Origin of the sequence: Leucobacter ruminantium, assembly GCF_017565705.1 — a bacterium.
Taxonomy (GTDB): domain Bacteria; phylum Actinomycetota; class Actinomycetes; order Actinomycetales; family Microbacteriaceae; genus Leucobacter; species Leucobacter ruminantium.
This window is the reverse complement of the sequence record NZ_JAGDYL010000007.1, coordinates 137341-151311: the sequence shown is the minus strand read 5'-3', so window position 1 is coordinate 151311 and position 13971 is coordinate 137341. Positions and strand designations below refer to the sequence as shown.

Here is a 13971-nt window from a genome sequence, read left to right as displayed (position 1 = left end):
AGGTAGCGTTAAACACGAAGACCTCGTGAGAGAACGATGGACGTTGAACACCCTGATTCTCTTACGAGGTCTTCGTTCTACCCAGGCGTACTCACCGATCGGCCTACACTCTCAAATCCGAAGAGCCTTTGCTGCTCATGGGGCACGTTGCTGTTCATGGGGCACGTAATTTCGCGAAACAACGTGCCCCACGAGCGATAGCCCGCCCCGCGGTGCCACGGGCACGGTGCAGCGGGCGCGGCGCCCCGCTCAGACCCGCGAGACGAGTCGTGCGGTCGCGCTGCCGGGCGCTGCGAACCGGTCTGCGACCTCCTCGATGAGCGCCTGCAGCGCGACGCTCGCGTGCGTGGGCGACATGTCCGAGCGGCGCGCCACGCTGATCGTGCGGGTCAGCGCGGCGTCGGCGAGCGGCGTCGCTCGCAGCTGCGGGCGATCGACGGCGACCATCGCCGGCACTACGGCCACCCCGAACCCTCGCTCGGCGAAGCGCAGCGCAGCGTCCATCTCCGCGCCCTCGACTGCGACGGTCGGTGTCAGTCCCTCCGCCCCGAGGGCGGCGTCCACCGCGACGCGCAGGTCGTAGTTGCCGGGGAACAGCACCTGGGGCACACGTGCCAGCTCCCGCAGCGAAACCGGTCGCTCGCCCGCGCTCCGGCCCGCGCCGAGCGCGCCCGATCCCTCGCCCCGGAAGGGATCGGGTGCCGCGGCCGACGACACGACCACCAGCCGCTCGCTCAGGATCGGCTCGCGCTCGAGCACCGCCCGCGCGGCGCCCGACGACACGCTCGTGACGATGAGCGCGAGGTCGAGAGCGCCGTCCATGAGCGCGGAGATGAGGCTGCGGGAGCCGCGCTCGAGGATCTCGATGTCGATGCCGGGGTGCCGCTCGCGATAGTCGGCCAGCACCTCGGCGACCAGGCTCGTGCACAGCGTCGGGGTCGCCCCGAGCCGCACCCTGCCGCGGCGGAGACCGGCGAGTTCTGCCATCTCGCCGCGCGCGGTCTCGGCATCGGCGAGCATGCGCCTCGCGAACGGCAGCAGGCGCTCCCCCGCCGCCGTCAGTGCGACGTTGCCGCGGGCGCGGTGGAAGAGTTCGACGCCGAGCTCGCCCTCGAGGTTCGCGATCTGCCTGCTGAGCGATGGCTGGGCGAGGTGGAGATGCTCGGCGGCGCGCGTGAAGTGGCCCGTGCGCGCGACCTCGGCGAAGCCGCGCAGTTGCTCGAGGTTCATAACTCATAGCGTATCCGTATCATGTTGATCCGATCTATTCATTGGAGTAATCGAGAGCACGCGCCTAGCGTGGTGCCCATGAGCACCATCGCAGCAACCGCAGACATCTCCGACACGACTCGCACCGAGCGCATCCTCTCGACCTCCGTCCTCATCATCGGCACCGGTGGTGCCGGCCTCAGGGCCGCGATCGAACTCGCCGAGCGCGGCATCCAGGTGCTCGCGGTCGGCAAGCGCCGCAAGCACGACGCCCACACCACGCTCGCGGCGGGCGGCATCAACGCCGCGCTCGGCACCGTGGATCCCGAGGACAGCTGGCAGCAGCACGCAGCCGACACGCTGCGCGAGTCGTACTTCCTCGCCGACCCCGCGATCGTCGAGGTCGTCGCGAGGAACGCCGCCCGCGGCATCGAGGATCTCGAGCGCTGGGGCATGCCGTTCGCGCGCGAGGCCGACGGCCGCATCAGCCAGCGCTTCTTCGGCGCGCACAAATACCGCCGCACCTGCTACGCGGGCGACTACACGGGGCTCGAGATCCAGCGCACCCTGCTGCGGCGAGCGCGCGAACTCGACGTGCCCATCGTCGACACGGTCTACATCACCCGTCTGCTCGCGACCGGCGGCCGCGTCTTCGGCGCCTACGGCTTCGACGTCGTGGACGGCACGCCCGTCGTCATCCATGCCGACGCCGTGATCCTCGCGGCGGGCGGCCACACCCGCATCTGGCGCAACACCTCCTCCCGCCGCGATGAGAACACGGGCGACTCGTTCCGCCTCGCCGCGCTCGCCGGGGCTCGTATCCGCGACGCCGAGCTCGTCCAGTTCCACCCCTCCGGCATCCTCGAGCCGGCCGAGGCCGCGGGCACGCTCGTCTCGGAGGCGGCGCGCGGAGAGGGAGGGATCCTGCGCAACGCCCTCGGGGAGCGCTACATGGAGCGCTACGATCCCGAGCGCATGGAGCTCTCGACCCGCGACCGGGTCGCGCTCGCAAGCTACACGGAGATCCAGGAGGGGCGCGGCACCGCGGACGGCGGCGTCCTCCTCGACGTCTCGCACCTGCCGCGCGAGACGATCTTCGAGAAGCTCCCCCGCGTCTACCGCACGCTGATCGACCTGCAGATGCTCGACATCACCGAGCAGCCGATCGAGATCGCACCCACGGCTCACTATTCGATGGGCGGCGTGTGGGTGCGACCGGAGGATCACGGCACCGGCGTCGATGGGCTCTACGCCATCGGCGAGGCCTCGAGCGGGTTGCACGGGGCCAATCGCCTCGGCGGCAACTCGCTCATCGAGCTGCTCGTCTACGGACGCATCGCGGGCGAGGATGCCGCTGCCTACGTGTCCGGCCTCACCGAGGTGCGACGCTCGCCCGAGGCTGTGGGCGAAGCGCGGGCCGAGATGCGGCGCCTCCTGACGGGCAGAGGCACGGAGACGCCGCGGCTGCTGCAGCGACGGCTGCGCGACCTCATGACCGAGCGCGCCGGCGTGGTGCGGAGCGAGGAGGGGCTGCGCGAGGGTCTTGAGGAGCTCGCGGAGATCGAGGAGCGGGCCGCGAACCTCGGCGTGCACCCCGACATCGCCGGCTTCGACGACCTCGCCCACGCCTACGATCTGTACGGTTCGCTGCTCGCGGCACGAGCGACTCTGGAGTGCGCGCTCGAGCGGCGCGAGACCCGGGGCTGCCACAACCGCTCCGACTACCCTGAGCAAGACGATTCTCTGCGCGGCAGCTTCATCTGGACGCCGACGGAGGGTGTGGCCTTCGAGCGCGCGGCGGAGGCTCCCGAGTCGTTCAGGGGCCTCGCCCATGATGCGATCGACACCTCGGTGGAGGGCAAGCTCGTCGAGTAGCGGTCGGGTGCCGCCTGTTCGGCGAGGGATCCGGGCCGCAGTTTCCTCGAGGGATCGGGGCCCGGCTCCCTCGAAGGATCGGAGCCCGGCTCCCTCGAAGGATCAGGGCTCGGTTCCCCTGAGGGAGCGGGCCCGATCGGATCCGGGTTCGGAGACCTTCTCCCTCCACAGCCCGCCGGAGGGCATTTTCTGCGGGTATCGTTTCAATTCCTGTGGAGAACTCGGATCTGCCTCGTTCGAGCGCGCATGATCGGGTCATGACCGCTCACGAACACGACACGAGGCGGGTGCTCCGTTGCCGGGGCACCGCCGACTTCCTCGCCGCCCTCCCCCGCCTCACCGGTTTCACCGCGTCCGACAGCATCTTCGTGGTGCTGTTCTCCGGCAAGCGCACCGCGAGCGCCGTGCGGATCGATCTGCCCGATGACGAACAGCCCTCGCGATCGATCGCGATCCTCGACTTCATCTGCGACACGGTGCTCGCCTTCGGCGATGAGGAACCGGCCGCCCCGGCGATCGTCATCACCTGCGAACGCACCTTCGCCGGGGAGGGCAGGGCCCCCTGGCGCCGGCTCGCCAAACGGATCGAGCGGCGACTGCGCCGGGCGGGCTTCCCGCCCCGCGAGCTGTGCTGCCTCGCGCCGGACGGCTGGGTCAGCTATCTCGAGCCGGACCCGCCGGCCCTCGGGCACCCTCTTCGAGAGATCGAGGACAGCCCGATAGCCAGAGAGGCCAAGCAGGCCGGCGAGCAGGCACCCGACATCTCGCAGCTCGGAGCGATCCCTGTGCCGGAGCCGCGACGGGTGGGCGCCGTGAAGGCCGCGCTCGCCGAGCTGCCGCCCTACCCAGGGCCTGCGATCGCTCAGGAGCGCGCCGAGGCGCTGCGCCGACGCACCGCCGAGCTTCTGCTGCCCGAGGAAGCGCTCGCGGACGGTCGCGGGACGGGCGCACGGCCTCCGCAGCCGGACGAGGAGTACGGACCGACCGACTACCTCTGGCTCGACGAGACCGTCGCGGTGGCGCGCGCCATGACCCGAGGCGCCTCTCGGCTCAGCCCCCGCATGACGGCCCGACTGCTGCGCACGGCCGAACGGTCCGACCGCTGGTTCGTGCTCGCCACGGGTCTGATCACCCGGCCGGAGTTCCCGCTCGAGGTCTCCCACGGTCTGGGGCCGCATCACCTCGCAGCGCTGCCCATCGACTCCGACGTCGTTCAGGCTGCCGACGGCGGCTCACTGGTCGGCGGGTCGATCCACCGCTTCCTCTCCTCCATCAGCCACGAGTTCACCGAGCACCACAAGCTCCGGGGCCTGCGGGAGCTGCTCCTGACCGCGGTCTCGGAGTCGCCCGTTGAGCTGCGGCCCGGGGTGCTCTCACTCAGCGCGTGGGTGTGGTGGATGGGCGGCAGCCAGTCGGTCGCGCACCGCCACGTGCGCGAAGCCCTCGCCATCGACCCCGGACACGAGCTCGCGCTGATGGTGGGTCGGCTCATCGAGTCGCCGGCCTGCGCAGCACGCCTCATCGGTGGCTGGGGCGCGAGGGCCGCGTGATGCGAACCGTCGGCGCTGTGGAAGCGCGGCGCTCCCCGGTCGTCGTCCGCGCCGAGAGCGAATCAGCGATGCGCGTGGATCTCGCTCCGCAGCACGCCGACGATGCGTTCGAGCGCACCGGGTCCGAGCGGATTCGCGAGGGTGAAGCGGATCGCCGTGCGGGCGAGGTCGGGCGCGAAGCCCATGGCCAGCAGTGCCGGAGACGGCTCGTCCTTCCCCGCAGCGCACGCCGAACCGGAGGAGACCGCGAATCCCGCGGCATCGAGCGCGACCAGCAGCGACTCCCCGCTCTGCCCCTCCACGACGAAGGAGGCGTGGCCGGGCAGGCGCTCCTCGGGGTGGCCGGTGAGACTCGCACCTGCCACCTCGGCGAGAACCCGGGCGATCAGCTCGTCCCTGCTGCGCACGAGCTCGAGCGCGCGGGTGCCGGCGTCACCGGCGTGCGCGCCGACGGCCGCGGCGAAGCCCGCGATGGCTGCGACGTTCTCGGTGCCCGATCGCAGGCCCCGCTCCTGACCGCCACCGTGCAGCAGCGGCTCGATCCGCGTGCCCGCGCGCAGCAGCAGGGCCCCGGCACCCTGAGGTCCTCCGAACTTGTGCGAGGCGATCGTCATCGCGTCGACGGCGGTTCCCGGCCAGCCCGAGCCGCCCTCGCCGAACGACACGGGCAGCGACGCCGCGGCCTGCACGGCGTCGGTGTGCACGAGCGCCCCTCGGTTCTTCGCGACGGCGGCGATATCGGGCAGCGGCTGCACGGTGCCGACCTCGGCGTTCGCGAGCCCCACCGACACGAGGGTCGTGTCGGGCCGCAGCGCCCCTTCGAGCGACGAGGGATCCACCCTGCCGCGTTCATCGACGGCGAGCAGCGTGAGGTCGAAGCCGAAGACGCGCTCCAGGTAGCGGCAGCTCTCGATCACAGAGGGGTGCTCGAGCGGAGTGGTCACCAGATGGCGACCGCGCGGATTCGCGAGAGCCAGTCCGGTGATCGCGAGGTTGTTCGCCTCGGTGCCGCCGGAGGTGAGGACGAGCTCGCCCGGCGAGGCGCCGAGCGCGGAGGCGATACCCGAACGGGCGGCTTCGACCGCGGTTCGCGCGCGGTGACCCGCCGTGTGCACGCTCGACGCGTTGCCCGGGCCGGCGTCGAGCGCCGCGAGCATCGCGTCGCGCGCCTCGCGCCGCAGCGGAGCGGTCGCCGCGGCATCGAGGTAGCGATCGGCTCCGGGAGCGTCGGAGTCGGGCACGGCGCTCACTCCGAGTCGAGACCGAGGTCGAGCGCCCTGGCGCCGTGGGTGAGCAGCCCCACGGAGATGACGTCGACCCCCGACTCCGCGATCGCCGCCACGGTGTCGAGCGTCACACCGCCGCTCGCCTCCGCGATAGCCCGGCCACCGATGATGCGGACGCCCTCGGCCAGTTGCTCGGGCGACATGTTGTCGAGCAGGATCCCGGTCACCCCCGCCGCAAGTGCCGGTTCGATCTGGTCGAGGCGGTCGACCTCCACGACGATCGACGTGGTGTGCCCCGCGCGCTCCCGCAGCGAACGCAGCGCCGCGGTCATCGTGGCCGCGTCGACGGCCCCGAGCGCCGCTAGGTGGTTGTCCTTGACCATGACGGCGTCGGAGAGCCCGAAGCGGTGGTTCGATCCGCCCCCCGCGCGCACGGCGTGCTTCTCGAGCGCCCGCAGTCCCGGCGTCGTCTTGCGGGTGTCGGCGATGCGTGCCCGTGTGTGGGCGACCGCCGAGACGAACCTCGAGGTCAGCGAGGCGACCCCGCTCATGCGCTGCGCGAAGTTGAGGGCGATGCGCTCCCCTGTGAGCACCCCCCGTGCTGGGCCCGAGATCCGGGCGAGCACCTCGCCCATCTCGAATGCCGCGCCCTCGGCGGCGAGATCGGTGACGGCGGTCCTCGGATCGACCTGCCGGAACGCTGCGACCACGAGCGGTCCGCCCGCGAACACCCCGGGTTCACGGGCCACCAGGCGGGCATCGAGCTCGGCTTCCGCCGGGATCGCGAGCTCGACCGTGAGGTCGCCCCACGGGGCGTCCTCCTCGAGCGCGCGGCGCACGACGGATTCGATGGTCTGGGGTGTCAGCACGGTGGCGGTCTCCTCTGGGGGGGGGTAGCAGGTCCGGGGTATCAGGCGTTCAGCACGGCGGGTTCGCGGCGGGCCGGTCCGCCGCTCGCCTCGGCGCCCGGACGGACGGCGAAACGGAGGGCGCGACGCGAGGACTGGCGCGGATCGGTATCGGGGCGGTCCGCGCGCTGATGCGCGCCGCGCGACTCCGTGCGCGACTCGGCGAATCGCACCATCATCGCGGCGAGCGCCGCATCCGCGCCGACCTCGCCCTCGATGGCGGCGGAGACGAAGTGCAGCCCCTGTGCGTCGCGCTCGATGCCGAGCCCGTCGGCGACGAGGCGCGAGACACGCGTCCGCGCGTCGTGATCCGCGGCCTCCGCAGCGTGGCCGTCGGGAAGGCCTTCGGTCCCGGGCGCGAGCCGCAGGCGCTCGGTCTCGGCCTCGGCGACGAGGCGTCGCACCCCGGACCCGCGCAGCGCCCACCCGGCACCGGTCTCCGATTCCCGCCCCGTCCCCGTGCACAGGGATCGGGCAGCGGCGGCACGGCCCGCGCGCTCGCCGAATACGAGGCCTTCCAGCAACGAGTTGGAGGCGAGACGGTTTGCTCCGTGCACACCCGTCGAGGCGACCTCGCCCGAGACGAACAGCCCGGGCACCGTGCTGCGGCCGTCGAGGTCGCTCACCACGCCGCCCATCGTGTAGTGGGCGGCGGGAGAGACCGGAACCGGTTCCCTCGCCCAGTCGAATCCCTCGCGCGCGATCGAAGCCGAGATCCCGGGGAACCGCCGGGCGAGCGCACCGCGCCCCTCCCGCTCCTCGATGCCCGTCGCGTCGAGCCAGACGCACGCCTCGCCTCGTTCGCGCAGCACCCGATGGATCTCGCGGGAGACGACGTCGCGGGGCGCGAGCTCGGCTCGAGGGTCGCTGCCGACGCGGGCGGTATCGACGAGGAAACGCCGACCCGCGCCGTCGAGCAGCACGGCACCCGCCCCTCGCACGGCCTCCGAGACGAGCGCGCCCGTCCCGTGCAGCACGGTCGGGTGGAACTGCACGAACTCGAGGTCGGCCACGAGCGCGCCGGCCTGCGCCGCCAGCACGATGCCGCGGCCGCGCGCAGCGGGATGGTTCGAGGTGCGCGGGTAGAGAGCCGCATAGCCGCCGGTCGCGAGCACCACGGCATCGGCGCGGTGCACGGCGAGCGCGCCGGAGGCGTCTCGCAGCACGGCGCCTGCGACCGTGCCGCCGTCCTGGAGCAGCGACACCGCGACGACGCCGGAGCGCGGCACGATCCGCCCCTCGCCGGCAGCCGCGAGCACGCGCGCGGTCAGGAATGCGTGGAGCGCGGCCCCCGACCGGTCCCCGCCCGCGTGCAGGATGCGGGCGGCCGAGTGAGCCGCCTCGAGCCCGAGCCGTGGTCGGCCGTTCTCGTCCCGGTCGGCGGGGAAGCCCGCTTCGAGCAGCCGACGCACGAGCGCCGAGCCGTCGCCCACCAGCGCCTCCGCGGCTTCGGCGTCGACGAGGCCAGCCCCGGCAGCCCGGGTGTCCGAGACGTGCGCGGAGAGCGTGTCGTCCCGACCGAGCACCGCCGCGATGCCGCCCTGCGCGAGCGCAGTGTTGCCGCCCGCGAGACCGCTCGCCGAGTCGGTCGCATCGGCGGCGAGTTCCCCGGGCGAGACCAGCTCGACATCGGCGCCCGCGGCCGCGGCGGCGAGCGCGCACGAGAGGCCCGCGACGCCCGTTCCGATGACGAGGATCACGGCCGGGCCGCGAGCATCCGCTCGAGGGCGACCCGCGAGTCGCCCGCCACCTCGTCCGAAACGCGGATGCGGTTCGGTACGGATCCCTCGAGCAGAGACTCGAGCGTCCAGGCGAGATACGCGGGGTGGATGCGGTACATGGTCGAACACGGGCACACGACCGGGTCGAGGCAGAACACCGTGAGGTCGGGGCGCTGCTCGGCGAGACGGTTCACGAGGTTGATCTCGGTGCCGACCGCGATCACCGACCCGGGTGCCGCGGCCTCGATCTCCTTGCGGATGTACTCGGTCGACCCCGCGCCGTCGGCCGCCTCCACGACAGCAGCGGGGCACTCGGGGTGCACGATCACCCGCACGCCGGGGTGCTCGGCCCGCGCCCGCTCGATCTGCGCGACCGTGAAGCGCTTGTGCACCGAGCAGAAGCCGTTCCACAGGATCACCATCGCGTCGCGCAACTGCTCCGCGGTGTTGCCGCCGAGCGGCAGATGGGGGCGCCACAGCGGCATCTGCTCCTCGGCGACGCCCATCTGCTTCGCCGTGTTGCGCCCGAGATGCTGGTCGGGGAAGAAGACGACCCGCTGCCCGCGCTCGAACGCCCACTCGAGCACGGTGCGCGCGTTCGACGAGGTGCACACGATCCCGCCGTTGTGGCCGCAGAACGCCTTGATCGCGGCGGAGGAGTTCATGTACGTGACCGGGATCACGGGAGCGAGGCCGTCGTCGTCCGCCGCGCCGCCGAGTGTCGCGGTCAACTCGGCCCAGCAGGCCTCGACCTGCTCGATCGTCGCCATATCGGCCATCGAGCAGCCGGCGGCGAGGTTCGGCAGGATCACCGCCTGGTCCGGGCCCGAGAGGATGTCGGCGGTCTCGGCCATGAAGTGCACGCCGCAGAAGACGAACGCCTCGGCCTCCGGACTCGCCTTCGCCGCCTGCGCGAGCATGAACGAGTCGCCCACGAAGTCGGCGTGCTGCACGATCTCGTCGCGCTGGTAGAAGTGCCCGAGGATCCGCACCCGGTCGCCGAGCCGCTCCTTCGCCTCGACGATCCACTGCTGCAACTGCTCCTCCGAGGCGTCCGTGTAGCGCTGCGGCAGCGGCCCCTGCCGGGGCGCATCGGCGGGGATCTGATCGCCGGTCGACGCCCCGGGGCCGTAGCCGGGTGCGCGGTCGATCGCCCAGGGATCCCTGGCGAGGCCCGAATCGCAGCTCGAGACCCCCGTCGCCTTCAGCGCGATGGGGCGCCGATGCGCCGGCCGGCCGGCGGTCTCGCGGGCGGCGGTCTCACGGGCCGCCGCACCGCGGATGAGTTCGTGCACGCTGGTCATGGTGTGTCCTTCGTCTGGGGTGCCGACGGGCCCGGTCGGCTCGGTGAGAGGGGTCCGGGCTCGTCCCGGAAGCGGTAGAGGCGGGCCGGCCGGTGAGGTGTGCCGGTCTCGAACTCGCCGGTGTCGACGAGCGAGCCGCGGGCGAGCGCCTGCCTGCGGAAGTTCGCGGGGTCGACGCTCTCTCCGCGCACCGCCTCGTGCACGGTGCGCAGCTGGCCGAGCGTGAAGACGGGGCCCAGGAACAGGTGCGCGATCGCCGAGTACTCCGTCTTGACCCGCAGCCGCTCGAGCGCGTAGGCGACGATCTCTGCGTGGTCGAAGGCCAGTTCGGGCAGCGCATCGGCCGAGAACCACGACACGTTCGGGTCTGAGAGGTCTGGCAGGCAGGCGCCCTCTTCGCCGGGCTGCGATGGGCCTTCGGCCGTATCGAGGGCGGGCGAGGGATCCCCCGCGACCGGCACGTCGTCCCAGCGCGCCGGGGCGACGGACCCGTCTGCCGGGTCGACCGCGCGAACCCCGGCAGCGGCGGGCGCTCCGATTGGGGCGGGCTCGCCCGCACGCCCGGCGTCCGGAACGGAGACGCGCACCGCGAGGCTCGGCTCGGCCGCCAGGTCGCGCTCGCCGTAGAGCGCCCAGTAGGCGATCGTGACGAGCCGCTGCGCGTCGGCAGAGCGTTCGACGCCGCCGAAGGAGTAGAGCTGCTCGAGGTAGCCGGGGGCGCGCAGCACCGCGTCGTGGAGGGTGCGCAGGGCGGTATCCGCAAGCGTCTCGTTCCAGCGGGTGGGGCCTCCCGGCAGCGCCCACCGCCCCAGGAAGGGCGCCCGGGTGCGCCGGACGAGCGGAATCCACAGCGTCGGAGCGCCCGCTTCCTCGCCCGGCCGCGGCGCAGCGGAACCGATCGCCGAGCCGAGCGGGGGGCGCAGCGCGAACGCGACGGTCGACACCGCGACGGCGGGCGGCAGTGTGCGCCGCTCGCTCACGCTCGCGCTCTCGTAGTGCACGGATCCCTCATTCCGACCGAAGACTCTGCGAGCTCGCCGTTCGGCGAGCGGATCGAGTCAACTTATGGTCACATTGACCATAAGTGACACTACGCCGCAGCGCCCCACTCGTCAATCCGAAATCGCCATCCCGGACCGCCCCGCACCCCGCACCACTCCCGCGAAACGCGCCCGATTTCACGAGATGCGGGCGTTATCCCGGGAATCCGGGGGCGTCTCGTGCAAACGCCCCCATTTCGCACCCGAGGCGGCGGCGAGCCCGAGGAGAAGGGCGAGGAGAAGGCGAGCGCACCACGGTTCCGATGTGCGCCCCGCATACTCGCCGCCGCCCGCAGCCCGCTCCGCGTGTGCACTTCCCACGAACGGCTCGACCGGCAGGGATCCCTCGCCCTACATTCGAGAGCATCCACTCAGACCACCTGGCCGGGCGACGGCCCCGAGCAGCAGGGACCCATGTCAGCGCAGACCTTCCCCCACCTCTTCGCACCGCTCGATCTCGGCTTCGTCACGCTCCCCAACCGCGTGATCATGGGCTCCATGCACCTCGGCCTCGAGGAGCTGCCCGACGGCCCCGAGCGGCTCGCAGCCTTCTACGCCGAGCGGGCCCGCGACGGCGGCCCCGCGCTCATCGTCACGGGAGGGATCGCGCCGGGCCCCGAGGGGCGCCTCACGCCGGGGGCGGCGATGCTCGCGAACGAGGAGGAAGCCGCAGCTCACCGCACCATCACCGACGCCGTGCACCGTGCGGGCGGCCGCATCGCCCTGCAGATCCTGCACGCCGGCCGCTACGCCGCCCACCCCGAGCTCGTCGCACCGAGCCCGCTGCAGGCCCCGATCTCGCCGTTCGCGCCGCGCGAGCTGAGCGACGCCGACATCGAGCGCACGATCGACGACTTCGCGCGCACGGCCCGCCTCGCTCGGCAGGCCGGCTACGACGGTGTCGAGATCATGGGATCCGAGGGCTACCTCATCAACGAGTTCACGGCGCCGCGCACGAACCGGCGCACGGACCGTTGGGGCGGTTCGTTCGAGAACCGCAGCCGTCTCCCCGTCGAGATCGTGCGCAGGGTGCGCGAGGCCGTCGGCCCCGACTTCATCGTGATCCACCGGCTCTCGATGCTCGACCTCGTCGACGACGGCGCGACCCTCGACGAGGTGCTCGCCCTCGCAAGGCTCGTCGAGGCGGCCGGCGCCACGGTGCTCAACACGGGCATCGGCTGGCACGAGGCCCGCATCCCGACGATCGCGGCATCGGTGCCGCGCGGGGCGTTCGGCTGGGTCACGCGGCGGGTGCGCGAGGCCGTCTCCATCCCCGTCGTCGCGACCAACCGCATCAACACGCCTGAGACCGCCGAGCGCCTCCTCGCCGACGGCTCCGCCGACCTCGTCTCGCTGGCGCGCCCCTTCCTCGCCGACCCCGCCTTCGTCGCGAAGGCCGCGGCCGGAATGCCCGAGCGCATCAACACCTGCATCGGCTGCAACCAGGCCTGCCTCGACCACACCTTCGTCGGCAAGCTCACCTCGTGCCTCGTGAACCCGCGCGCCGGGCACGAGACCGAGCTCGTGCTCGGGCCGACGCGGCGACGCAAGCGCATCGCCGTCGTCGGGGCCGGGCCGGCCGGACTGTCGTGCGCGACGGCAGCCGCCGAGCGGGGTCACTCGGTGACCCTCTTCGACGCCGCCGACGAGATCGGCGGGCAGCTGAACGTCGCCAGGCGAGTGCCCGGCAAGAGCGAGTTCGACGAGACGGTGCGCTACTTCGGGGTGCGGCTGCGCGAGACCGGCGTCGACGTGCGGCTCGGACGGCGGGTTGCGGCCGACGAGCTCGCGAACGCCGGCTTCGACGAGATCGTCATCGCCACGGGGGTCGTGCCGCGCCGTCCCGACATCCCCGGCCTCGACCACCCGAGCGTCGTCGGCTACCTCGACGTGCTGCGCGCGGGCCGCTGGGAGGGGGATGCGAATCGTCCGACCGCGGGCCGCGCCGACGCCACCGCGCCGGGCTCTCCTGTCGGCGAGCGTGTCGCGATCCTCGGCGCGGGAGGGATCGGCTTCGACGTCGCCGAGTTCCTGACCGCGGGAGGCGCGGACGATCCGGAAGACATCGCGGGCTTCCTCGAGCACTGGGGCGTCGACCCCGCGTACACCCGGCCGGGCGGGCTCGCGGCGAGCGCGCCCGCCGACCCCTCGCCCAGGGAGGTCACGATGCTGCAGCGGCGCGAGGGCAAGCTCGGCGCCGGACTCGGCAAGACCACCGGGTGGATCCACCGCACGGAGCTCGCGCGGCGCGGGGTGCGCACGGTCGCGGGGGCCGAGTATCTCGGCATCGACGACACCGGCCTGCGCGTACGCGTGGGCGGCGAGGAGCGCACGCTCGCGGTCGATACGATCGTGCTGTGCACGGGGCAGGAGCCGAACCGCGAGCTCTACGATGCGCTCGTCTCGCGAGGGATCGCGGCCCACCGCATCGGCGGCGCGGACGTGGCCGCCGAGCTCGACGCGAAGCGGGCGATCGACCAGGGCACCCGACTCGCGGCGGCACTCTGAGGCAGCCGCAGTGCCGAGCGGCGATACGCCGCGCCCTCAGTAGGGACGGGATCCCTCGCCCGACAGCACCTCTGCAGCGGCGCCGAGCGATTCCGCGACGGCGCCGTGCAGGGGGTGCCTGCCCGCGCCCTGCAGCGCCCAGCGCCATACCGCACCGATGAGCGCGGCCGCGTAGCCCGCCGCCCTGATCTCGGCGCGGACGGGGCTCTCGCCCTCGCGCTCGAGCCGCGCGGCGATCGCGGCGGCGATGCGGCTCTGCCTGGCGGCGCGGCCCGCGAGCAGTTCCTCCTCGACCCGCATGGTGCGCGCATCGACGATGGCGAGTGCGAGCGTCTCCGGCGGTTCGCCGCGCCCGAATGCGGCGAGCGCCTCGTCGAGGGTCGCGCGGGAACCCTCCAGGGCATCGACGAGCGCGCCCGTGTGCGCGTCGAACACGAACCAGAGGAGGCCCGATTTCGACTCGAAGTAGTTGAAGAAGCTCGAACGGCTCACGCCTGCGCGGCGCGTGATCTCGGCGACCGAGGTCGCGTCGTAGCCCTGCTCGAGGAAGAGTTCGCATGCGGCGTCGGCGAGCACCTCGCGTGAGGAGGCGTGCGGTCTCCCGCGCGTCGAGGTCGTCATGCCCACCAC

10 protein-coding genes are annotated in these 13971 nt (G+C 72.6%); 3 read left to right on the top strand and 7 right to left on the bottom strand.

Annotated features, from left to right (window positions below; translation table 11 throughout):
• Positions 1–249: 249 nt before the first annotated feature.
• Positions 250–1230: a LysR family transcriptional regulator gene (locus tag J4H91_RS06360; RefSeq protein WP_208045417.1), complete on the bottom strand. Its 981-nt coding sequence runs from the start codon at positions 1228–1230 to the stop codon at positions 250–252.
• Between the two features lie 78 nt (positions 1231–1308).
• On the opposite strand from J4H91_RS06360, the gene J4H91_RS06355 reads away from it, so the two are divergent.
• Together J4H91_RS06355 and J4H91_RS06350 are read left to right on the top strand one after the other, a co-directional pair.
• Positions 1309–3084, top strand: coding sequence for an FAD-binding protein (locus tag J4H91_RS06355; RefSeq protein ID WP_208045416.1), 1776 nt, complete (start codon positions 1309–1311; stop codon positions 3082–3084).
• 257 nt (positions 3085–3341) lie between these two features.
• Positions 3342–4634, top strand: a complete 1293-nt coding sequence (locus J4H91_RS06350; RefSeq protein WP_208045415.1) for a DUF4192 family protein — start codon at positions 3342–3344, stop codon at positions 4632–4634.
• A gap of 62 nt (positions 4635–4696) precedes the next feature.
• Here J4H91_RS06350 and J4H91_RS06345 read toward each other — a convergent pair whose 3' ends face one another.
• The 5 genes from J4H91_RS06345 to J4H91_RS06325 are packed head-to-tail and all read right to left on the bottom strand — an operon-like array spanning position 4697 to position 10794.
• Positions 4697–5875, bottom strand: coding sequence for a cysteine desulfurase family protein (locus tag J4H91_RS06345; RefSeq protein ID WP_341783461.1), 1179 nt, complete (start codon positions 5873–5875; stop codon positions 4697–4699).
• A gap of 5 nt (positions 5876–5880) precedes the next feature.
• Entirely contained in the window at positions 5881–6729 is an 849-nt protein-coding gene (nadC, locus tag J4H91_RS06340; protein ID WP_208045413.1) for a carboxylating nicotinate-nucleotide diphosphorylase, read from the bottom strand.
• Positions 6730–6770: 41 nt separating this feature from the next.
• The gene (locus J4H91_RS06335) at positions 6771–8468 is read right to left on the bottom strand and encodes an FAD-dependent oxidoreductase (RefSeq protein ID WP_208045412.1); all 1698 of its coding nucleotides are present in this window, start codon (positions 8466–8468) and stop codon (positions 6771–6773) included.
• On the bottom strand, positions 8465–9793 hold the full coding sequence (nadA, locus tag J4H91_RS06330) for a quinolinate synthase NadA (RefSeq protein ID WP_243752691.1): 1329 nt from the start codon (positions 9791–9793) through the stop codon (positions 8465–8467). Before nadA ends, J4H91_RS06335 begins: the two co-directional genes overlap by 4 nt.
• The gene (locus J4H91_RS06325) at positions 9790–10794 is read right to left on the bottom strand and encodes an NrtR DNA-binding winged helix domain-containing protein (RefSeq protein ID WP_208045411.1); all 1005 of its coding nucleotides are present in this window, start codon (positions 10792–10794) and stop codon (positions 9790–9792) included. Before J4H91_RS06325 ends, nadA begins: the two co-directional genes overlap by 4 nt.
• Positions 10795–11247: 453 nt before the next feature.
• Between J4H91_RS06325 and J4H91_RS06320 the strand changes: the two genes are divergently transcribed.
• Entirely contained in the window at positions 11248–13341 is a 2094-nt protein-coding gene (locus J4H91_RS06320; RefSeq protein WP_208045426.1) for an NADPH-dependent 2,4-dienoyl-CoA reductase, read from the top strand.
• 36 nt (positions 13342–13377) lie between these two features.
• Here the strand turns inward: J4H91_RS06320 and J4H91_RS06315 are convergent, their stop codons facing one another.
• Entirely contained in the window at positions 13378–13962 is a 585-nt protein-coding gene (locus J4H91_RS06315) for a TetR/AcrR family transcriptional regulator (RefSeq protein WP_208045410.1), read from the bottom strand.
• Between the last annotated feature and the right edge of the window lie 9 nt (positions 13963–13971).